General features: G+C 71.5%; 20 protein-coding genes and 1 pseudogene. 5 read left to right on the top strand and 16 right to left on the bottom strand.

Going from position 1 to position 21393, the window contains the following annotated elements:
* Nucleotides 1-2: 2 nt before the first annotated feature.
* Together OG570_RS43805 and OG570_RS43800 are read left to right on the top strand one after the other, a co-directional pair.
* The gene (locus OG570_RS43805; protein ID WP_326954585.1) at nt 3-962 is read left to right on the top strand and encodes a phosphotriesterase family protein; all 960 of its coding nucleotides are present in this window, start codon (nt 3-5) and stop codon (nt 960-962) included.
* A gap of 43 nt (nt 963-1005) precedes the next feature.
* Nucleotides 1006-1629 (top strand): TetR/AcrR family transcriptional regulator, encoded by a 624-nt coding sequence (locus OG570_RS43800; protein ID WP_326948006.1) that lies wholly within the window; start codon nt 1006-1008, stop codon nt 1627-1629.
* Between the two features lie 113 nt (nt 1630-1742).
* On the opposite strand, the gene OG570_RS43795 is transcribed toward OG570_RS43800, so the two are convergent.
* The 11 genes and pseudogenes from OG570_RS43795 to OG570_RS43745 form a co-directional block, all read right to left on the bottom strand.
* Nucleotides 1743-2630: an alpha/beta fold hydrolase gene (locus tag OG570_RS43795; protein WP_326954584.1), complete on the bottom strand. Its 888-nt coding sequence runs from the start codon at nt 2628-2630 to the stop codon at nt 1743-1745.
* A gap of 493 nt (nt 2631-3123) precedes the next feature.
* A complete protein-coding gene (locus tag OG570_RS43790) occupies nt 3124-4227 on the bottom strand; it encodes an acyl-CoA dehydrogenase family protein (RefSeq protein WP_326954583.1) in 1104 nt (367 codons plus the stop codon).
* A complete protein-coding gene (locus tag OG570_RS43785; protein WP_326954582.1) occupies nt 4224-5408 on the bottom strand; it encodes an acyl-CoA dehydrogenase family protein in 1185 nt (394 codons plus the stop codon). Before OG570_RS43785 ends, OG570_RS43790 begins: the two co-directional genes overlap by 4 nt.
* Nucleotides 5405-6628 carry an acyl-CoA dehydrogenase family protein gene (locus OG570_RS43780; RefSeq protein WP_326948011.1) on the bottom strand — a complete coding sequence of 408 codons (1224 nt, stop codon included), beginning with the start codon at nt 6626-6628 and terminating at the stop codon, nt 5405-5407. The genes OG570_RS43785 and OG570_RS43780 overlap by 4 nt, the downstream gene beginning before the upstream one ends.
* Nucleotides 6628-7650: a phosphotransferase family protein gene (locus OG570_RS43775; protein WP_326948012.1), complete on the bottom strand. Its 1023-nt coding sequence runs from the start codon at nt 7648-7650 to the stop codon at nt 6628-6630. The genes OG570_RS43780 and OG570_RS43775 overlap by 1 nt, the downstream gene beginning before the upstream one ends.
* Before the next feature lie 113 nt (nt 7651-7763).
* Nucleotides 7764-8216 (bottom strand): MaoC family dehydratase, encoded by a 453-nt coding sequence (locus OG570_RS43770; RefSeq protein WP_326954581.1) that lies wholly within the window; start codon nt 8214-8216, stop codon nt 7764-7766.
* 5 nt (nt 8217-8221) lie between these two features.
* Nucleotides 8222-8983 carry a 3-oxoacyl-ACP reductase FabG gene (gene fabG / locus OG570_RS43765; RefSeq protein WP_247049388.1) on the bottom strand — a complete coding sequence of 254 codons (762 nt, stop codon included), beginning with the start codon at nt 8981-8983 and terminating at the stop codon, nt 8222-8224.
* 253 nt (nt 8984-9236) lie between these two features.
* On the bottom strand, nt 9237-10013 hold the full coding sequence (locus OG570_RS43760; protein ID WP_326960324.1) for a hypothetical protein: 777 nt from the start codon (nt 10011-10013) through the stop codon (nt 9237-9239).
* 337 nt (nt 10014-10350) lie between these two features.
* Nucleotides 10351-10719 (bottom strand): annotated as a pseudogene (locus OG570_RS43755) (helix-turn-helix domain-containing protein); the annotation flags it as partial.
* Nucleotides 10720-10742: 23 nt separating this feature from the next.
* Complete coding sequence (locus tag OG570_RS43750) at nt 10743-11081, bottom strand: hypothetical protein (protein WP_326954580.1); 339 nt, start codon at nt 11079-11081, stop codon at nt 10743-10745.
* A 291-nt stretch (nt 11082-11372) separates the two neighbouring features.
* On the bottom strand, nt 11373-12077 hold the full coding sequence (locus tag OG570_RS43745) for a hypothetical protein (protein ID WP_326954579.1): 705 nt from the start codon (nt 12075-12077) through the stop codon (nt 11373-11375).
* A gap of 178 nt (nt 12078-12255) precedes the next feature.
* Between OG570_RS43745 and OG570_RS43740 the strand changes: the two genes are divergently transcribed.
* Nucleotides 12256-13458, top strand: coding sequence for a glycosyltransferase (locus OG570_RS43740; protein WP_326954578.1), 1203 nt, complete (start codon nt 12256-12258; stop codon nt 13456-13458).
* Nucleotides 13459-13620: 162 nt separating this feature from the next.
* Here the strand turns inward: OG570_RS43740 and OG570_RS43735 are convergent, their stop codons facing one another.
* The 5 genes from OG570_RS43735 to OG570_RS43715 all read right to left on the bottom strand — a co-directional run bounded on the left by OG570_RS43735 (nt 13621) and on the right by OG570_RS43715 (nt 19565).
* Nucleotides 13621-16299: an amino acid adenylation domain-containing protein gene (locus OG570_RS43735; RefSeq protein WP_326954577.1), complete on the bottom strand. Its 2679-nt coding sequence runs from the start codon at nt 16297-16299 to the stop codon at nt 13621-13623.
* Nucleotides 16300-16425: 126 nt separating this feature from the next.
* Nucleotides 16426-17250, bottom strand: coding sequence for an SDR family oxidoreductase (locus OG570_RS43730; protein ID WP_326948020.1), 825 nt, complete (start codon nt 17248-17250; stop codon nt 16426-16428).
* Nucleotides 17247-17963, bottom strand: a complete 717-nt coding sequence (locus tag OG570_RS43725; protein ID WP_326954576.1) for a thioesterase II family protein — start codon at nt 17961-17963, stop codon at nt 17247-17249. The genes OG570_RS43730 and OG570_RS43725 overlap by 4 nt, the downstream gene beginning before the upstream one ends.
* Before the next feature lie 34 nt (nt 17964-17997).
* Entirely contained in the window at nt 17998-19275 is a 1278-nt protein-coding gene (locus tag OG570_RS43720; RefSeq protein WP_326954575.1) for a hypothetical protein, read from the bottom strand.
* Nucleotides 19272-19565 carry a phosphopantetheine-binding protein gene (locus tag OG570_RS43715; RefSeq protein WP_326954574.1) on the bottom strand — a complete coding sequence of 98 codons (294 nt, stop codon included), beginning with the start codon at nt 19563-19565 and terminating at the stop codon, nt 19272-19274. Before OG570_RS43715 ends, OG570_RS43720 begins: the two co-directional genes overlap by 4 nt.
* 264 nt (nt 19566-19829) lie before the next feature.
* Here OG570_RS43715 and OG570_RS43710 point away from each other — a divergent pair, with 264 nt between their 5' ends.
* Nucleotides 19830-21116, top strand: a complete 1287-nt coding sequence (locus tag OG570_RS43710; RefSeq protein ID WP_326954573.1) for a M20 family metallo-hydrolase — start codon at nt 19830-19832, stop codon at nt 21114-21116.
* Between the two features lie 36 nt (nt 21117-21152).
* On the top strand, nt 21153-21377 hold the full coding sequence (locus OG570_RS43705; RefSeq protein ID WP_326948025.1) for an MbtH family protein: 225 nt from the start codon (nt 21153-21155) through the stop codon (nt 21375-21377).
* Nucleotides 21378-21393 lie beyond the last annotated feature (16 nt).

The following is a 21393-nucleotide window of genomic DNA, read 5'->3' as shown; positions in this document are numbered from 1 at the left end:
CGGTGGTCGAGACCGTCCGCGGCGGGATCGCGCCGGAAGCACTGGGCCGGGTGCTGATGCACGAGCACCTCTTCGTGCTCAGCCCCGAGTTCGTCGACAACTACCCCGAGCACGAAGGGTTCCAGGAGGGCAAGCACGTCCCCGAGGCGATCCGGCGGCTCAAGGAGCTGAAGGACGCCGGGATCGACACGATCGTCGACCCGACCGTGATCGGGCTCGGCCGCTACATCCCGCGCGTGCAGCGGGTCGCCGCCGAGGTGGACGTCAACATCGTCGTCGCCACCGGGCTCTACACCTACAACGACGTGCCGCACTACCTGCACTTCCGCGGGCCCGGCACGATGCTGCAGGGCGAAGATCCGCTGGTCGGGATGTTCGTCGGGGACATCCGCGACGGCATCGCCGGCACCGGCGTCAAGGCCGGGCTGCTCAAGTGCGCCACCGACGAGCCCGGCGTGACCCCGGGTGTCGAACGCGTGCTGCGCGCGGTGGCGAAGGCGCACCTCGAGACCGGGGCGCCGATCATGACGCACACCCACGCCGTCAGCCGGCGCGGGCTGGAGCAGCAGGCGATCTTCGCCGACGAGGGCGTCGACCTGAGCCGCGTGCTGATCGGGCACTCGGGCGACTCCACCGACCTCGGGTACCTGACCGAGCTGGCCGACCGCGGCTCGATCCTCGGCATGGACCGCTTCGGCCTCGACCTGCTGCTGCCGTTCGAGGAGCGCGTCGCCACCGTCGCGGCGATGTGCGAGCGCGGGTACGCGGGCAGCATGGTGCTCTCGCACGACGCGTCCTGCTACATCGACTGGCTGCCCGAGGACCAGCTGCCGGTGCTGACGCCGAACTGGCACTACCTCCACATCACCCGTGACGTGCTGCCCGCGCTGCGCGAACGCGGGGTGGGTGAAGCCGACATCACGACGATGCTCGTGGACGTACCGAGGCGGTTCCTCGGGTGAGCGATATCCTGTGCGTCCGAACTCGACGGAGGGGGGACTTGCCGTGACGCGAGCAAGCGCCCGCAAACCGGGCGAGGCGGCCGGCGACGAGCAGGCCGCCGTGCCGCGGCGCCTGCTGGAGCAGGCCACGAAGCTCTTCGCGAAGAAGGGCTTCGACCGCACGTCCGTCCAGGAGATCGTCGAGGCCGCGGGCGTCACCAAGGGCGCGATGTACCACTACTTCGGCTCGAAGGACGACCTGCTCTACGAGATCTACGCCCGGGTGCTGCGCGAGCAGACGCGGCAGCTGGAGAGCGTCGCCTCGTCGGGCGCGCCCCTGCGCGAGCGCCTGGCCGCGGCCGCGTCGGACGTCGTCGTGTCCAGCATCGACAACCTGGACGACAACACGATCTTCCTGCAGTCGATGCACCAGCTGTCCCCGGACAAGCAGAAGGCGGTGCGCGCCGAGCGCCGCAAGTACCACGAGCGCTTCCGCGGCCTGGTCGAAGAGGGCCAGGCGTCGGGGGAGTTCCGCACGGACAAGCCGGCCGACGTCGTCGTCGACTTCTTCTTCGGCTCGGTGCACCACCTGGGCTCGTGGTACCACCGCAGCGGCTCCCTGACGGCCCGCCAGATCGGCGACCACTACGCGGACCTGCTGCTGGACGCCCTGCGCCCGCCTGGTTGATCGGCGGGATCCGCGCTCGCCGACGTCACCTGGCGGGAGTGGCTGCGGCTGATCCGCGACCACATCGCCGGCTACCGGCCCGGGCCCTACCAGCAGCTCGTCGCCAAGACGGGCTAGTGCCGGCCCACGTGGTCCAGCAGCAGGGCGATCACTTCGTCCGCCGTCTCCGAGGCCAGGAGCTGGCCGGCGCCCTCGATGATCTGGAAGCGGTACTCGGCGTCGATGTGGTGCACCGTCAGCTCGGCGGCGCCGCGGCCGAGCCAGGGGTCCTCGCTGCCCCAGATGTAGAGCGTCGGCACGGTGATCCGGCCCGCCGGGATGTCGAACGCGTCGGTCGTCGCGCCGCGGTACCAGTTCAGCGTCGCGGTCAGGGCGCCCGGTTCGGAAAGGCGCGCGACGTTGCGTTCGACGAATTCGACGGGAATGCGGTTGTCGTAAACCGCGCGTAGCCGCATGGCCCCGTCGCGTAGGAGGTATTTCTCGGCTTTGCCGACACCGCGGCGGAAGAACCGGATGTAACCGAGGTCGTGGAACTGCCCGTCGTCGGTCGCGGCCGCGTGCTGCAGCGCCGACGGGTGCGGCGTGGAGAGCACGGCCAGGGACCGCAGCCGGTGCGGGTGGGTCGTCGCGAGCGTCCACGCGACCATGGCGCCCCAGTCGCGGGCGATGAGGTGGAACCGGTCGGCGCCCTGGCTGTCGGCGAACGCGAGGGCGTCGCTGACCAGCTGCTCGATGGTGTAGGCGGCGACGTCGTCCGGGCGCGCGCCCGCGGCGTAGCCCCGCTGGTCGACGGCCACCGCGCGGTAGCCGGCCTCGCCGAGGGCGTGCAGCTGCTCGGTCCAGGCGTCGGCGAATTCGGGCCAGCCGTGCAGCAACAGGACGAATTCGCCCGCCGCGGGCCCGGCCGCGAGCGCGCTGTGGTGGTGGTCGCCGACGGCGATGTCCAGTTCTTCGAGCGTGCCGGGCGGCCCGGCTTCCGTCGGCGCGACGGCGAATTCCATGGCGCCCAGGCTAGATCGCATCCACCGGGTCGAACCATGGGAAGAAGGGCACTTTTGCCACCCTTTTGCCCTGGCAGTGGCCTGGCTCACACAATTCCCGCTCATCTGAGCGAAAAGCCGAAAGCATATGAATACTATTCACAATTCGGCCGCCGCAGACCCCTTGCCGCGCGAACCCCTGCCGCGCGAACCCTTGCCGCGCGAACGCCGGGCCGGTTGCCGGGTCTGCCGCGGCTGGTCGTGAGTGTTTAGGAGGGTTAGAACCCTCCTAAACACTCACGACCGGTACGGCTGGGGCACGTGTGACAGCTGGTGCAGGACTCGCCGCCGGCGCGCGCTGCCGCGCCGCTAGCGCGCGCTGCCGCGCCGCCGGCGCGGCAGGCGCCCGCCCGCCCGCCCGCCCGCCCGGGGCTGGCGCAGCGCACGTCCGTAAAGGGCTCCTTGCGGGACTCAGCGGTCCCGCAAGGAGCCCTTCACAGACCGGGGGAGTGCCTCAGGCGGGCAGGTCGACCAGGTCGGCCAGGCGGGCGCGGTGGCGGCCCGGGGTGCCGAGCGCGAGCTCGTCGGCCTTGGCGCGCTTGAGGTAGAGGTGCGCCGGGTGTTCCCAGGTCATCCCGATCCCGCCGTGCAGCTGGATCGCCTCTTCGGTGGCCTTGACCGCGATCGGCGCGTTGCGGGCCTGGCCGACCGACACCGCGATCGGCACGTCGACGCCCGAGGCCAGCGCGTCCGCCGCGTTGCGCGCGGTCGCGCGGGCCAGCACCAGGTCGGTGTAGAGGTTCGCCAGCCGGTGCTTGAGCGACTGGAACCCGCCGACCGGCCGGCCGAACTGGTACCGGCCCTTGAGGTAGCGCACCGTCTCGGTGAGCGCCCACTCGGCGATCCCGGTCTGCTCCGACGCCAGGATGCCCGCGCCGGCGAGCAACGCCTGCTCCAGCGCGCCCGCCGCCTGCTCGCCCGAGACCACCAGGACCGCCGGCGCGTTCTCCAGCACGACGTCGGCCACCCGCCGCGTCAGGTCGAAGGAGACCAGCTCGGTGACCGTCGCCGCCGACGCCTCGACGACGTACAGCGCGGGGCCGTCCGGGCCGGCGGCCGGGACGACCAGCAGGTCCGCCACCGACGCGTCGGCGACCGTGCCCACCCGGCCGGTCAACGTCCCGTCGGCCGCGGTCACCGACGACGGGAAACCCGCCCCCGGCGTCGTCGACAGCGGCACGGCCAGCGCGCCGATCGCCTCGCCCGCGGCAAGCCGGCCGACGAACTCGCCGTCGTCGGTGTGCAGCAACGCCGTCGTCGCCAGCACGACGCTGCCGAGGAACGGCACCGGCGCGACACTGCGGCCCAGCTCCTCGGCCACGACGGCGACCTCGCGGGCCGACGCGCCGTGCCCGCCGCGCTCCTCCGGCACCGCCAGCCCGGCGACGCCGAGGTCGGCGGCCAGGGTGCGCCACAGCTTCAGGTCGTAACCCTCGGCCGTCTCGACCCGCGCCAGCAACGTGGCCGCGTCGGCCTTGGCCTTGAGCAGGTCGCGCACCGAAGCCCGGAGGTCCTCCTCGACCTCGGAATACAACAGATCAGGCTGTGTCTGACTCATCGGGGCAGGTCCTTCCAAGCGACGTCCTTGTCGACGCGCGGCTCCGACGGGAGACCCAGCACGCGCTCGGCGATGATGTTGCGCAGGACCTCCGAGGTGCCGCCCTCGATGGAGTTCCCCTTGGCGCGCAGGTAGCGGTAACCCGCCTCGCGGCCGGTGAAGTCGACGATCGCCGGGCGCCGGAACGACCAGTCGTCGTAGGCCAGGCCCTCTTCGCCGAGCAGCTCGACCTCCAGGCCGGTGAGCGCCTGGTTCAGCTCCGAGAACGCGACCTTCATGGCCGAGCCCTCGGGGCCGGGCGCGCCGGCCGTGAGCTGCTGACGCAGCCGCGTGCCGGCCAGCCGCAGCGACTCCGCCTCGACCCAGCGCTGCACGAGCCGGTCACGCAGCTCCGGCGTGCGCAGCTCGGGACGTTCGCGCCAGGTCTTGGCGACGATCCCGACCAGCCCGCCCTCGCGCGGCTGCACGTGCCCGCCGATCGCGACGCGCTCGTTCATCAGCGTGGTCTGCGCGACCTTCCAGCCCTCGCCGACGGCGCCGAGCCGCTGCGTGTCCGGGATCCGGACCTCGGTCAGGAAGACCTCGTTGAACTCGGCCTCGCCGGTGATCTGGCGCAGCGGCCGGACCTCGACGCCCGGCGCCTTCATGTCGCACATGAAGTACGTCATGCCCTGGTGCTTCGGCACGTCCGGGTCGGTGCGGGTGACCAGGATCGCCCACTGCGACTCGTGCGCGCCCGACGTCCACACCTTCTGGCCGGTGACGATCCAGTCGTCGCCGTCGCGCACCGCGCGGGTGCCCAGCGCGGCCAGGTCGGAGCCGGCGCCCGGCTCGCTGAACAGCTGGCACCACACCTCGTCGCCGGTCCACAGTGGACGCAGGAAGCGCTCGCGCTGCTCCGGCGTGCCGAAGGCGAGGATGGTCGGCGCGGCCATGCCGAGGCCGATGCCGATCCGGCGCGGGTTGTTGTCCGGCGCGCCCGCGTCGACGAAGAGACCGTCCACAACGGACTGCAGTGCGCGCGGCGCGTCCTGCCCGCCGAGCCCGGCGGGGAAGTGGATCCAGGCGAGGCCCGCGTCGTAGCGGGCCCGGAGGAAGTCCATCCGGTCCGTGGTCTTCGGGTCGTGCGCGGCCAGGAACTCGGTGACCTGGCCGGTCAGTTCTTCGGCGGTGACAGTCACTTCGCGCCCTCCGACAGGTACTTCTTCAGCTCACGGCGGGCCAGGGACCGCTTGTGGACCTCGTCCGGCCCGTCGGCCAGGCGCAGCGTGCGGTTGCCCGCCCACATCGCGGCCAGCGGGAAGTCCTGGCTGACGCCCCCGGCGCCGTGCACCTGCACGGCCTTGTCCAGGATCCACTCCACGGCGGACGGCGTCGAGATCTTGATCGCCTGGATCTCGGTGTGCGCGCCCTGGTTGCCGACGGTGTCCATCAGCCACGCGGTCTTGAGCACCAGCAGCCGCTGCTGCTCGATCTTCACGCGCGACTCGGCGATCCAGTCCTGCACGACACCCTGCTGCGCGATCGGCTTGCCGAACGCCTCGCGAGAGATCGCGCGGCGGCACATCAGCTCCAGCGCGCGTTCGGCCATCCCGATGGCGCGCATGCAGTGGTGGATCCGGCCCGGTCCGAGCCGCGCCTGGGCGATGGCGAAGCCGTCACCCTCGCCGGCGATGAGGTTCTCGACCGGCACGCGGACGTCCTCGAAGAGCACCTCGGCGTGGCCGCCGTGGTCGCTGTCGTCGTAGCCGAAGACGTGCATGCCGCGCTTGACCGTCAGGCCCGGGGCGTCGCGGGGGACCAGGATCATGCTCTGCTGCTTGTGCGGCGCGGCTTCGGTGTCGGTCTTGCCCATCACGATGAAGATCTTGCAGGCCGGGTTCATCGCGCCGGAGATGTACCACTTGCGGCCGTTGACGACGTACTCGTCGCCGTCGCGGCGGATGCTCGTCTCGATGTTGCGGGCGTCGGAGGAGGCGACGTCCGGCTCGGTCATCGCGAACGCGGAGCGGATCTCGCCGTTGAGCAGCGGTTCCAGCCACTGCTTCTTCTGGTCGTCGTTGCCGAACATGGCCAGGACTTCCATGTTCCCGGTGTCGGGCGCGGCGCAGTTGACCGCGGTCGGGGCCAGCCGGATGCTGCGGCCGGTGATCTCGGCGAGCGGCGCGTACTGCAGGTTCGTCAGGCCCGCGCCGTGGTCGCCGGGGAGGAAGAAGTTCCACAGCCCGCGCTTGCGCGCCTCGGCCTTGAGCTCCTCGACGACCGGCGGCATGGCCCACGGGTCGTCGCGCTCGGCCAGCTGCCGCTCGAACACGGCCTCGGCCGGGTAGACGTGGGAATCCATGAACTCGAGGAGCTTCGCGCGCAGCTCCTCGGTCTTGGCGTCGAACGCGAAGTCCATTACTTCTCCTCGTTGAGAATCTCGTTGCCGTGCGAGATGAGCAGCGGGACGCCGGCGCCGACGCCTTCGAAGCCCGCCCCGACCGTCTGGCCCTTTTGGTAGCGGTAGTAGATGCCTTCCAGGATCACGGCCAGCTTGAAGAAGGCGAAGCTGACGTACCAGTTGAGCTGCGAGACGTCGCGCCCCGAGCGTTCGGCGTAGCGGGCGACGACCTCGTCGGTGCTCGGGTAGCCGGGCGCCGAGCTGGCGTTCGACACGAACTGCAGCGACACCTTGTCCCGCTCGGCGTAGGCCACCAGCAGCGCGAGGTCGGTCAGCGGGTCGCCCAGCGTCGACATCTCCCAGTCGAGCACGGCGGAGATCTTGTCGTCGCCGTCGACGAGGACGTTGTCGAGCCGGTAGTCGCCGTGGATGATCGACGGCTTCCCGGACACCGGCACGGCTTGGGCGAGCCGCTCGTGCAGCTCCTCGATGCCCGGCAGGTCGCGGCTGCGCGAGGCGTCGAGCTGCTTCTTCCACCGCCGCAGCTGCCGCTCCAGGAAGCCCTCGGGCCGGCCGAAGTCGCCCAGCCCGGCCGCGACCGGGTCCACCGCGTGCAGGTCGACGAGCGTGTCGACCAGCGCGTCGGCGATGGCCCGGGTGCGCCCGGCGCCGAGCGCGGCCAGCTCGTCGGCCGTCCGGTAGGGCGTGCCCTCGACGAAGCTCATGACGTAGAAGCTCGCCCCGATGACGTCGGGGTCCTCGCACAGCAGGAGCGCCTCGGGCACCGGGACGCGCGTGTCGCGCAGCCCGGAGATCACCCGGAACTCGCGGGTCATGTCGTGCGCCGTGGGCAGCACGTGCCCGAGCGGCGGGCGGCGCACCACCCAGCGCGACCGGCCGTCGCCCACCACGTAGGTGAGGTTCGACCGGCCGCCTTCGACGACGTCCGCGGTCAGCTCCCCGGCGACCAGCCCGGGCCGCTGCGCGTCCAGGTGGGCGCGCAGCCGGCCCAGGTCGAGACCCGGCGGATCGGTGCTCATCCAGCCTCCTCAAGCTTCTTTCCGGCGATGATACCGACCAGTCGGTATGTCGTACAGGGACCAGGCCCGAAGCGGCACTTTCACGTGAAAGTGCCGCTTCGACGGCGCGTGCGTCACGCGAGGAAGCGCGTCACCCATTCGGCGACGCACGCGGGCTTCGCCGCACCCTCGATCTCCACGGTCCACCGCGACACCGCCTGCTTGCCGCCCTCGATGTCGGTGATCTCGACCAGCTCGGCCCCGGCGCGCACCTTCGAGCCGACCTTCACCGGCTGCGGGAAGCGGACCTTGTTGAGGCCGTAGTTGATGCCCATCTTGATGCCGTTGACCTTGTAGATCTTCGGGCCGAACGCCGAGAGCAGCGAGAGCGTCAGGAAGCCGTGGGCGATGGTGCCGCCGAACGGGCCCGCGGCCGCCATCGCCTCGTCGACGTGGATCCACTGGTGGTCGTCGGTGGCGTCGGCGAACTTGTTCACCCGGTCCTGGGTGATCGTGTGCCAGTCGCTGTAGCCGAGGTGCTCGCCGACCGCGGCGGCGAAGGCGTCGAGGCTGTCGAATTCGCGCATCCGCCTCAGTCCTTCGGTCCGCCGGCGACGTAGATGACCTGGCCCGAGATGAACCCGGCACCGTCGCTCACCAGGAACGACGCCAGGTTGGCGATGTCGTCCGGCGTGCCGACGCGCTGCACCGGGATCTGCGACGCGGCGGCCGCCTTGAAGTCGTCGAACGACATACCGATCCGCTCGGCCGTCGCCGCCGTCATGTCGGTGGCGATGAAGCCCGGGGCGATCGCGTTCGCTGTGACGTTGAACTTGCCCAGCTCGATCGCGAGGGTCTTGGTGAAGCCCTGCATGCCGGCCTTGGCCGCGGAGTAGTTGACCTGGCCGCGGTTGCCGAGCGCCGAGGTGCTGGACAGGTTGACGATCCGGCCCCACTTCTCGGCCGTCATGTGCTTCTGGACCGCGCGCGTCATCAGGAACGAGCCCTTGAGGTGGACGCCGAGCACGGAGTCCCAGTCCTGCTCGGTCATCTTGAAGATGAGGTTGTCGCGGGTGATGCCGGCGTTGTTGATCAGCACGGTCGGCGCGCCGAGCTCCTCGGCCACCCGCGCGACGGCGGCGTCGACCTGTTCGGCGTCACTGACGTCGAGCGTCACGCCGACGGCCTTGCCACCGTCGGCGACGATCGCGTCGGCACCCTGCTTGACGCCGGCCTCGTCCAGGTCGAGCAGCCCGACGGCGAAGCCGTCAGCGGCCAGCCGGGCGGCGACAGCGGCCCCGATGCCACGGCCGGCCCCGGTGACCACGGCGACACGGGAAGGGGAATCGGTCACGGAGGACCTCCTCGTCGTTGAGAAGCGGGTTGGTTGCCGCTCGCGAGCCTACTAAGCGGTTGGTCACCGAGGCTACGGACAGCGCCCGCTATTTCGCTGCCAAAGTTACGCAGGTTCCCGGTCTTCCGCCTGGTCGAACCCACCCGGTGGCCTGCGTCACACCCACCTGGTGGCCTCCCGAGGCGCCGGGCCCGGTACGGCTCGCCTGCGCGTCGAGGTGGTCACGACGACGGGCCGTTCCGGTCGTGCGGGACTACGCCGGGTTCTCCGCGACGGCGAGGTAGTCCGTGTAGATCTGCGGTGAGCCGGAGAACGAGGCCAGCTGCTTCCACTCCTCGTACATCTGCTTGGTGTCGCGGTGGGCGGACGCGAACTCCGCGGCCTCGCCGGTGGCGATGTCGGGCTCGGGGTAGAAGACGTCCAGCGCGTCCAGGCCCGCGATCTCCATCATCATCACGTACTGGTCGAGGCGGTTGCCCCGCTCGCCCTTGAGCACGTGGAACCGCCAGTCCGGGTAGTCGTCGATCCGGTGGTGGTTCTCGGCGATGAAGCGGTCGAACACCTCCTCGGTCACACCGGCGCGCAACGCCAGGTTGTGGATCCCGACGACCCGAGCCACGGGCTCCTCACCCGGCCGCTCGCGGTAGCGGGGGCCGGGCGCGACCGTGCTCCGCGGATTGTCGGCCAGCAGCCGGTAGTCGGTGAACAACGTCGGCAGCTCACCGAACGTGCCCAGCCGCCGCCACCGCGCCAGCACCGCCTCCGCCTCCGGGTGCCGCGCCCAGAACAGCCGGGCCGGCTCGGTCTGCTCACCCCGGGCCGTGACGTAAAGGTCGCGCTGCTCGGCGCTCTCGATCTCGTACAACATCAGGTACTGCCCGGTCCGCTCTCCGCGCAACCCGCGCAACAACGTCCACCGCCACCCCGGGTACACGGGCAGGTGAACGCCTTCACCACGCACGAAGGTCTCGAACTCCTCCGGCGTGACACCAGCCTCGGTGTCGATGGCGATGTACTGGAAGGTGAACACCGACAAGCGTCCCAATGCGCGTCCAATCCTCGGGCCGGGAAAGGGATCGCGCGTCCGACAAGCACGACCCCCGCACCACATCCTGCCCGCTCCGGAGCAACGGGGCCCGCCAGTCCTCGGTCTCGATCTCCGACGCAGTGGTGCCCACGAGCGGAGCGCGAGTTCTCCCATCGGGTGCGCGCCGGGGGTGAACAGGACGATCGGCCCAGCGCTATCCATCTCCTCCAGCGCCGGGACGAGTCCCGCGCGCAACACGGACGTCTTGCCTGCTCCGGAGGGCCTGCACGGCGAGGAAACGCTGCCGCCGAAGCCGGGCGACGAGGTCGTCGACCAATCGTTCGCGCCCGAAGAACCGTCCGGCGTCCGAAGAGCGGTACGCGGCCAGGCCGACGTAGGGCGCTGTGGTGGCGGCCTGGTCGGCGTGTTCGAGTTCGAGGTCGTTCAGCTCGGCGGAGACCGCGTGCCACCGACGTTGCCACTCGGCCCGGTCGCCGTCGCAGGCTGTGACGTACGCCAGCGTGACCGCCAGGCTGGGCAGCCGGCGACCGCCTGCGGCGTCGGACAACGTCGTCGACGAGAAGTGCGCTAGCCGAGCCAGGTCCCGATACGGCGGTCCACCCGCTGCTTCTCGAAGTTTTCTCAGGTCGGCGGCGAACTGCGTGAGAACCGAGCCATCCGGATCCAACGGTCGCTCTGCACGTGGCATGGCTTGTCCAACCCCTCCCCGGGTCAGTTGCCGATTGTCCGGGTGTTGATGTCCGGCGTCCAGGCTCCGGCGCCGGACAACCCGTCCGCACTACACCGATAAACGTGCGTCGCGAATCGCCGCGGCGCTGCCCGCTCCGGTGAAAGGAACGGTGTGTTGCGACCCGCTACTCGGCTGGGAGTGCCCCTCGCGTTGATGGCGGCCATTGCCGCCACGACGACCGGTGTCGCCTCGGCCGCGCCGCCTGGCGTGGTGTTTCCCCCCGCTCGGACCGTGGGGTGGAGTACGACGACGGTCCAGGTCTTCCACCGCCAGGTGGTGGTGTCGACGCAGGGCGGGGCGAAGCAGGTGATCGTCACCATGACCGGCACGATCCGCAAGATCACGTGGGCTTGGCGAACTGCACCGCCAAGCCCCCCGGTCGCGTCAACAGTCAGTGGGCGATCGTTCTGACCTTTGGTCACCACCTGGCCCAGCGTGGCACTGCCGAACCGAGCCGGCCAGGAGCTGACGGTACGCCACGCTTACGTTGAGCGATCCGGCTTTCTGTACGGGCGTTCTGGCAGCAGTTGCCTTCCAGTCAGCCGTGCAGGTGACCGTCAGCGAGCTGAAGGTCGAAACCCGCCCGTGACGGCCGCTCGTCGGCCACGCGGTCAGCCGGCGGCGGTGTTGTAGTTGACGATTCGCTCCACCATGAGGGCGACCGCGCCGGTCAGTGGGCTGGCCGTCTCCTTGCGCACGACGTCGGGCAGGCGGTGCGCTTGCTCTTCGGTGACCGTCACGATGCCCCAGCACGCGTTGTAGCCGGTGGGATCCGCGGGCTTCTCGGCGGCCGCCTCGATGGTCACGGCGCCGTCCCGTTCGGCGACGGTCAGGGCGCCCATCTGCCGCAGTGTCTCGGGATCCCGCTCTTCGACGGCCACCGCGGCCCAGCCCGCCGTCGCTGTCCGCTGCAGCGCGGTGAGCAGCACGCCGGCGCTGCCGGCGCCGGAGACAACGATGTCAGGCAACATGAGGGCCACCGGTCCCGCCGTCATCGGCAGGGCGGACCGGATCGCTCCGTCGAGCGCCGGTGCGAACGATTCGTCCTGGTAGACGAAAACGAGCTGGAAGATCCCGGCGTACCGCGCGAGGTACCGCACCGTGTCCAGCTTGTGGGGCCGGAACACGACCACCACGCGCACCGTGAGCCCGCTTCCGGCCAGTTCGACGGCGGTCTCCAGGCTGCGGTCGAGCACCGTGACGCCGGGAGCCAGGCAGTGCAGCTCCTTCGGGTAGGGCGCGCCGAAGCGCGACCCGACCCCGGCGCAGGGCAGGATGATCGAAACGTCGGGGCGTGGTCGGTCCGAACCGTGCATCGCGTGGCCCTCGGGTCGTGGGGACGATCGGGAAAACGTTGCGCACCCGACCGTAGCCAGCCGGGGACGGCCCCCGGCGAGAGGGCGCGGTGATCGACTCGCACCGCGGCACGCGCCGTAAGCTGCTGCCGCACACCCGGCCGTGGCCGGCGGCCCGGCGGAACGGAAGAGGGCGCGAATGCGGGTGCTGTTGTCCACCTACGGGACGCGTGGCGACGTCGAACCGCTGGTCGCGCTCGCGGTGCAGCTTCGGGCGCACGGCGTCGAGGTGCGGCTGTGCGCTCCACCCGACGAGGAGTTCGCGGAGCGGCTGGCCGGCCTGGGCGTGCACCTGGTGCCGATCGGACCGCCCGTGCGCGAGCTGATGCGCGCGACACCGCCGTCGGCGGCGGAGCTGGCGCGGTACCGGACCGAGCTGGTCGATGCGCAGTTCGACATTCTCCCGGCGGCGGCGGAGGGGTGCGACGCGCTGGTGGTGGCCGGCCTGGCGCAGGCCGGCGCGCGGTCCGTGGCCGAGGCCGCGGGGATCCCTTACGTGTACGTGACCTACGCCGCGGTCAACCTTCCCTCGCCGCACCACGCGCCGCCGCCGCGGCCGGGCTGGCCGGAGCCCGCCGGGGACGACAACCCGGCGCGGTGGGACGAGGACGCCCGCCGGGTGAACGAGCAGTTCCGCGAGCCGCTCAACGGCCATCGCGCGGCCCTCGGCCTGCCCGCGGTGGACGACGTGCGCGCCCACGTCTACACCGGCCGGCCGTGGCTGGCCGCGGATCCGGCCTTGGGGCCGTGGCCGGAGACCCCGGGGATCGACGTCGTCCAGACGGGCGCCTGGAGCCAGGCCGACGAACGCCCGCTCCCGGCCGGCTTGGAGACGTTCCTCGACGCGGGCGCGCCGCCGGTCTACGTGGGCTTCGGCAGCATCCGGCCGTCGCCGGACATCGCCGCGTGGGCCGTGGCGGCGGCCCGCGCCCGCGGCCGCCGCGTGCTCGTCGCCCGCGGCTGGGCGGACCTGGACCTGGCCGACGGCCGGGACGACTGCTTCGCCGTCGGCGAGGTCAACCAGCAGCGCCTGTTCGGCCTCGTGGCCGCGGTGGTCCACCACGGCGGCGCGGGCACGACGGCGACCGCGGCCCGGGCGGGCGTGCCGCAGGTCGTGGTGCCCGTCCAGCTGGCGGACAACCCGTACTGGGCCGGCCGGGTGGCGGAGGTGGAGGTCGGCGCGGCACTCGACGGCCGGACCGCGACGAGAGCGTCCCTGGACGCCGCGCTGGAGACCGCCCTCGCCCCCGAGACCCGGGCGCGGGCCACGGCACTGAGCACCCGGATGCGCGCCGACGGCGCGAAAGTGGCCGCGAGCCTGCTGGTCGACACCATCCGGTGAGCGAAGCGGCTGGTTTCACCGGATCAAGGCCTGCCGTGGGGACGTTCAGGCCGTCCGCGTGACCGCCGGCCGCCGCCCGTGAGGATCTCGCCGGACGATTTCGCTGTCGACATCCAAGCGTTGACGATGCCGAGGCGCGCGAAACGCTGGTTTAGCGGGCGGTCAGTGGCCGCCGTTGGGTTTCAGGGCGTTTGTCAGCTTGCGGATGGTCGGGTTCAGGTACAGCTCGCGCAACGGCAAGGCGGGCAAGCCTTGCTGTTGCATCGCGGCGTCCAGGCGGACTGCGTAGAGCGAGTTGCCGCCCAGGCTGAAGAAGTCGTCGTCCGGTTCTACCGGTTTGCCCAGCACCTCTGCCCAGATCTTCAGCATGGCCGGGTCGACGTCGACGTCGGCGCTGTCTGGGCGGTCGGAGGTGGAGTTGTGGGTGAACTCCGGTTCGGGGACGGCTGCCGTGTCGAACTTGCCGTTCGGTGTGAGGGGTAGCTGGGGTAGCACCGTGATCGTGGCCGGGAGCATGTGTTCCGGGAGGAGTTTTGCCGCCCATCGGCGGATCGCTGTCGTTGTGGTGCTGTCGGTTACTACGTAGGCGTCCAGGCGTAGTGCCGCGTTGTCTCCCGTGTCGCGGCCGCCGACTACCACTGCGGCGTCGTGCACGCCTGGGCATTGGCGGAGTACGCCGCGGACTTCGCCGGGTTCGATGCGGAACCCGCGGATCTTGACCTGGTCGTCCAGCCGGCCGAGGTGTTCCAGGCGGCCGTCGGGCAGCAGGCGGCCTCGGTCGCCGCTGCGGTACATGCGGCCGCCCGTGATCGGGTCGGGCAGGAATCGCTCCGCCGTCAGGGCCGGCCGGCCGAGGTAGCCGATGGCTACTCCGGCGCCGCCCACGTGGATCTCGCCGGGTACGCCGACCGGTAGGGGGCGGCCGCGTTCGTCCAGCACGTAGAGGTGCCAGCCCGGCAGTGCGGGTCCGACCGACCGGGAGCCGGAAAGTGCTTCGCGGCGGGTGATCGTCTGCGCCGTCACGTGCACCGTCGTTTCGGTGATGCCGAACATGTTCACCAGCCGGCACCGGTTCTCGGGGTAGCGGTCGAACCACCCGCGCAGCGGGGCGGGATCCAGCGCTTCGCCGCCGAACACGACCAGCCGCAGCGGCAACGGCGTGAGCGGCGCCCGGTCGGCGGCCATCAGCTGGGCGAACGCCGACGGCGTCTGGCTGAGGACGGTGACCCGCCGTGACGCGAGCAGCGCGCGGAACTCGGCCGGGGACCGGGAGACCCAGTACGGCACCACGACTAGGTGGCCGCCGGTGAGCAGCGCGCCCCAGATCTCCCAGACGGAGAAGTCGAACGCGCTCGAGTGGAACAGCGTCCAGACGTCGTCCGGGCCGAGCCCGAAGTCGCCGGTGGTGGCGGCCAGCAGCGCCGGCACGTTGCGGTGCGGCACCACGACGCCTTTCGGGCGGCCGGTGGAGCCGGACGTGTAGATCACGTACGCGGCGTCGTCGGCACTGCGCGTCGGAGCCGGAAGTTCCCCGGTACCAAGGGAAAGCGCTGCCGGTGACACCCACTCGACGTCGCTCGCCGGGAGTTCGGCGGTCGCGGCCACCACGAGCCGCAGGTCCGCGTCCGCGACGGTGCAGGCGAGGCGGTCCCGGGGGTGGGCCGGATCCATCGGCACGTAGACCGCGTCCGCCTTGAGCACGGCGAGCAGCGTGGCCACCAGGTCCAGCCCCCGGTCGAGGCAGACGCCCACGCGGTCGCCGGGGCGCACCCCGTGCTCGACGAGGCCTACGGCGAGGAGGGTGGACCGGTCGTCGAGTTGTTCGTAGGTCAGGGATTCGGCTTCGCAGGACACGGCGGTCGCGTCCGGCCGCTCGGCCGCCCGGCGGGCGAAGACCCGCTCGATGCGCTCCGGTTCCCGGCCGGGGTCCCGGGACGGCCGGCCGAGTGCGGCGAGTGCCGCGGCCTCCGCGTCGTCGACGAGGTCGAGGTCCTGTGGGTCGCGTTCCGGAGCACTCGCGAGCACCTGGGCGTAGACCCGGGCGAGGTGGGTGGCGAACCGTGCGGCCGAGGCGTCGTCGACGTCCGCGAGCCGGTGGTGGACGGTCACGGTCAGCTGACCGGCGGTTGTGCGGGGGACGAGCGTCAGGGGGCACAGCGGGGCCTGGCAGGCGACGTACCCGTCGGCGGTCTGTCCATTCGCGACGATCGCGACGGCCTGACCGGTGGGCCTCGCTGCTGGGGCGGGGTCCGCCAGCTCGCCGAGGGTCGACTCGCCCGAGAAGTCCAGGGACAGTGACGAAAGGCGGTCGAACGCACCGAGAACCGCGGCCGGGCGGTCCGGTTCCGGGGCGCACAGCAGGATTTCCTGCGTCGTGCGCCCGGTGTAACGGCTGAGCACCAGGCCCGCCGCGACGACCAGCGCGGATACCGCGCCAGAGCCCGCCTCGCCGAGCGTGACGTCCACCTGGCCACTGCGGTCACCCGCCCGCGGATCCGAGGTGGCCCAGGCGGTTTCGCCGTCATCCCAGTCGGGGTCGACGGACGGTGCCGGCGGTGAGATCTCCGCGGCCGCGCGCGTGCCCGTGACGACGTCGGCGATGAGGCGTAACGACGTCAGGTCCAGCGCCTGCCGCCGGGCGACGAGCACCAGGTCGGCCGATCCGTCCGCGTAGACCAGGCACACGGCTCGGAGCACCGGGCCGCCCGGCTCGATCGGCCGGTGCAGTTCGGCGTGGACCCGGCGGTCCGCCGCGGGGGAACCGGCGGGCGCGGGGACCGGGTCCAGCCACAGCCGGGGCGGGCGGGCCGGCCACCACGCCGTCACGGCGGCCCGGAACACGGGCTCCGCCTCGGCCGGCAGGTGGGGGAGGTGGACCCGCAGGGCGTGACACGATGCCCGGGGCGACCGGGATGCCTTACTGGACAAGGAAACCCTCCTGGGAGTGCCCGGCGTCGGGAGCCGGGGTCATCGAGCGGTGAAGCCGCCGTCCACGGTCAGGACGCTGCCGGTCACCTGCCGGGACTCGTCGGAGGCGAGCCACACCGCGGCGGCCGCGACGTCGTCCGGTTCGATCAGCGCGTTCATCGGCTGCGCCTGCAGGAAGGTCGCCTCGTGCTCGGAGACGGGGACCGCCAGCGACCGGGCGATCTCCGAGAGCATGCGGCCCTCGACGGCGTCGTCGTCGCGGACGGACCCCGGGCACAGCGCGTTGACCCGCACCTTCGCGGGGGCGTAGTCGAGCGCGACGGCCTTGGTGAGCCCGATCAGCCCGTGCTTGGCCGCGACGTAGCCGGCGAAGTACCGGTAGCCGACCAGGCCCGCGGTCGAGGCGATGTTGACGATGCTGCCCGACCGCCGGCCGACCATCCCGCCGGCGACGGCGCGAATGGCGCGCCACGCACCGGACAGGTCGACGTCGATCATCAGCTGCCACTCCTCCTCGGCGATCTCGTGCGCGGCCTTGCCCGAGGGCGCGGCGATCCCGGCGTTGTTGACCAGCACGTCGATCCGGCCGAACCGCTCGACGGTGTCGGCCACCGCGGTCACGATCCCGGGCAGGTGCCGCACGTCGACGTGGTGCGTCCGCACGGCGACGCCCTGGTCGCGGCACAGGTCGGCGGTGAGGGCCAGCTGGCTCGCCGAGCCCAGCGGGTACGGGACGCCGTCGAGGTCGCCCGCGATGTCCAGCAGCACCAGATCGGCGCCCTCGCGCGCGAACGCGGTCGCGCAGGCGCGCCCGACGCCCCGGGCGGCCCCGGTGACCACGATGACCTTGTCCCGCAGTCTCATGGCGCGCTTTCCCCGGCGACGGCCAGTTCGCCGGCGAGCAGGCCGAGCACCTCCTCGGCGCGGTCCACCAGGTACATGTGGCCGCCGGCCAGCTCGACCGAGCGGAAGCCGGCGGTGCTCGCCCGCGCCCACTCGGCGATCCGGGCGGCACTCACCAGTGCGTCGTCGCGTCCGCGCAGCGCGGTCACCGGGATCGGCAGTGCACCCTCGGCGTCCGGGCGGTAGTTCTCGTGCATCTCGACGTCGGCCCGCAGCATCGGGAGCAGCATCGACCGCATCTCCGGGTGCCGCAGCGTCGGGTGGGCGTAGCCGGAGAACCGCTCGACCTGGGCCAGGAACGCGTCGTCGGGCAGGCCGGTCGCCCGGCTTTCCCGGCCGCTCCACGGCCCGGGGGAGCCGCTCACGAAGAGCCGGGTGAGCGGCGCCCCGAGCCGGTCGAGGCGCCGGGCCAGCTCGAACGCGAGCACCGCGCCCAGGCTGTGCCCGAACAGCGCGATCCGCCCGGCGCCCTCGATCCGCTCGACGACGGCGGGCAGGACGTCGTCGAGCGCGCGGCCGACGTCCGCGTGCGGTTCGTCGACGAACCGTTCTTCGCGGCCGGCGAGCTGGACCGCGACGACGTCGAGCGACGCCGGCGCCAGGGGCTGCCAGGCCCGGAAGAACGACGCGCCCGCGCCGGCGAACGGCAGGCAGATCACCGTGGTTTCGTGCACTTGCTTCCCTTCTCCGCGGCCGTCCGGGACGGCCTCACCGTGCCGGTGTCCGCGCGCGGCCGAGTTCCGCCGCGGTGACCAGCTCCCGGCCGCTGCCGGTGTCGATCGCGAACGTCAGGCGGTCGAGCACCAGCGCCAGCCGGGCCAGCATCTCGTCGTGGTCCGCGGCGACCCCGCTGATCAGGTCGAGCGGCCGCGTCATGACCGACGCCGGCAGCGCCGTGCCGGGTTCGAAGTACGGCCGGTACCCGGTGACGCCGGGGACGCGCCGGACGTCGTCGACGCCCAGGGTCTCGAGCAGCGTGAAGGCGCCGACCGGGGCCGGGGTGTTGTACTGGAAGTAAACCTGCCCCGGCCGGGGCGGCCGTTCGGGCAGCTCGGCCCCCAGGGCCAGCCGCGCGGTCAGCTGGACCATGTCCAGGCCGTGGGCCCTGCGGGCGAGGTCGTTGATGTGCCCGCCCATCCGGCCGTTGACCTCGATGATCCGCGGGCCGGCCGCGGTCAGCTTGACCTCGGTGTGGCTCACGCCGAAGCGCACCCCGAGCGCGTTCAGCGCGCGCCCGGTCAGCTCCTCGACCTCCCGCTCTTCGGCCGGGGACAGCGGGGAAGGCCAGAACTGGCCCACTTCGCGGAAGGGCGGCAGGGTCGGGAACTTCCCGGTCACGGTGAGGTGCCGGACCCCGCGCGGGGTCGTCACGCTCTCGACCGAGACGTAGTCGCCGAACGGTTCGCTGGGGCGCCCGGCCAGGAACTCTTCGAGCACGAGGCCCGCCACCGGGTCGGGGCCCGCCAGCAGGTCCGCGCTCAGCCGGGCGCCCGCTTCGGCGTCGGTGACGAGGTGGGTGTCCCGGCTTCCCTGTCCCCGCAACGGTTTGAGCACCGCGGGGACGCCCACCGCGGCCACCGCGCCCGGCCAGTCGCCGGCGTGGCGGACCGGGTGGGCTCGCACCTCGTCGACGCCGTGGGCGCGCAGCTCGTCGCGCTGCCGCAGCTTGTCCGTCAGCAGCGCCACGACCGGCGCCGAGTGGAACCGCAGGCCCAGCCGGTCGGCGATGTGCGCGGCGACGGGCATCATGGTGTCGCTGAAGGTCACCACGGCGTCGATCCCGATCGCGGCCAGCCGGGTGAGCACGGGCTCGAGGCCGTCGTCCAGGAACAGGACCTCGCCCAATTCGCGCAGCAGCGGCACGAGCGGTCCCGCGGGTCCCGCTTCGTGGCCCACGAAGACCAGGTCGCCGAGCGCGCCGAGGCTGAGCGCGACCTCGGCCGCGTTGACCGCACCCCGGTCGTAGGCGACGGCGAAGGTGGTCACGCCGGTTCTTCTGATGACGTCGCCGCCACCAGCCGCCGCGCCGCCGCGATGAAGTCGGCCAGTACCGGGTGCTCGAAGATGAGCCTGATCGGCACCTCGGTCTCCCAGCGGGCGCGCAGCCGGGTGATCATCCGCATGGCGGCGGTCGAATGGCCGCCGAAGTCGAAGAAGTTCGTTTCCGGGCCGTCGGGCGGACTGCCGAGCACCTCGGTCCAGGCCTGGATGACGGTGCTGCCGACCGGGTCCGGTTTCGTTTCCGGCGGCATATCGATCTTGGAAGAGTTTTTCATTCACGTGTCTCCGGTATGTGCTGATCTTGGAGATCTTCGTAGCGATTCACGCTAGCAGTGATCAATTTGTCAGCTGTCGGTAATTTTACCCACTCGGGCGTGGTGGGGAATTCCCTTCCTTCGTCGGGAAAACGCGAGCTATAGTCGGGACGAACGTCGAGCCCGGCGAGCATCGGTTCTCGCTGAAACAGGGCGGAAACCGGTCCGGGGATGTGCTCGGTGCCGGGTTGCACGCAACGATGCGGGCAGGTGAGAGGTACTTTTATGTCATTTCTGTCGGCCGTGGAATCGGCTCGTTCGGTAGCGATCTTCGATTCGAATCGATCCGCCGTACGGGTGAACGGCACGCGAATGCTGGCCGATCTCGACAAATTGGCTACGTACGGTGTCGATTCCGAGGGCGGTTTGTCCAGGCTTGGGTTCACTGCCGCGGAAGATTCCGCGCGCGCGTTTTTGCGCGACGCGGCCGCGCGAGCGGGCCTGGGCAGTACGGTGGATCAAGCGGGCAATCTCTTCCTGCACCACGGGAAAACGCTTCCGGATGATCCGGTGGTGCTGATGGGCTCGCACGTCGACACGGTGCGGCGGGGCGGCCGCTTCGACGGCACCTACGGCGTGGTCGCCGGGCTGGAAGTGCTGCGGACCCTCGCCGAACACGACCTGCCGATGCGCAACGCCCCGGTGGCCGTGGCGTTCTCCAACGAAGAGGGCGCCCTTTTCCCCTATCCCTTCTGGGGTTCGCTGGCGGTCAGCGGGCAGCTGGACGCGCCCGAGGCCGCCGTCGACCGGACGGGCCGCTCGATCCGTGAGCCGCTGGCCCGCGCCGGCGGCGACCTGGACGCGATCGGCGAGGCCGTCTGGCCGCCCGGGATGATGGCGGCCTACCTCGAACTGCACATCGAACAGGGGCCCGTCCTCGAGTCCCGCGGTATCCCGATCGGTGTGGTGACCGGCATCGTCGGGCGCACCATCATGGAGTTCGAGGTGCGGGGCAAGCAGAACCACGCGGGAACCACACCGATGGACCAGCGGCGCGACGCCCTCGTGGCGGCGGCGAAGCTGGTGCTGCGGGTCGAAGCCCTTTCGGCCGAACGGAAGCTGTGCGCGGTCAGCACCGTGGGCGACCTCGCCGTCGAGCCGGGACAAGCGAACGTGGTACCGGGCCGGGCGCGGCTGACGGCCGAGATCCGGGACCTCGACGCGACCCGCCTCGAGGTCGTGGAAGCGTTGCTCCGCGAGGAAACCACGCGGTCCGCGCGCGAAGCCGGGGTCGACGTCACGTGCGTGACGACCATGCGCTCGGCGCCGGTCCGGACCGCGACGGCGTTGCAGACGGCGATCGAGGAGGCGGCGGCGGACCTCGCGCTGCCCGTCGTGGCCATGCCCAGCGGCGCCGGGCACGACGCGCAGATGATCGCCGCCGTCGCGCCGGTCGGGATGATCTTCGTGCCCAGCCGCGACGGGATCAGCCACGCACCCGAAGAGCACACCGCGCCGGGACAACTCGTCGCCGGCGCCAACGTGCTCCTCCACGCCGCCCTTCGCGCCTGACGAAACCGGCGCAACCGACCGAAACGGGGAACAGCCATGCCGAACGACACCACGGAAGACGAGTTCGAGTACCAGGTCGTCGTGAACGAGGAAGAGCAGTACTCCATCTGGCGGGTGGGCAAGGAGATCCCGCGGGGCTGGCGGCCCGACGGGACCCGCGGCGCCCGGAAGGCCTGCCTGGAGCACATCGAGCGGGTCTGGGTCGACATGCGGCCGCTGAGCCTGCGCACGTTCATGGACCGGCAGGCGGCCGGGAACTGATCCGGCCGCCCCGGCA

This window comes from Amycolatopsis sp. NBC_01286 (assembly GCF_035982555.1).
In the GTDB taxonomy this organism is placed as follows: Bacteria; Actinomycetota; Actinomycetes; order Mycobacteriales; family Pseudonocardiaceae; genus Amycolatopsis.
Note: the sequence above shows the minus strand (reverse complement) of the source record. Positions and strands in the feature narration are given on the sequence as shown.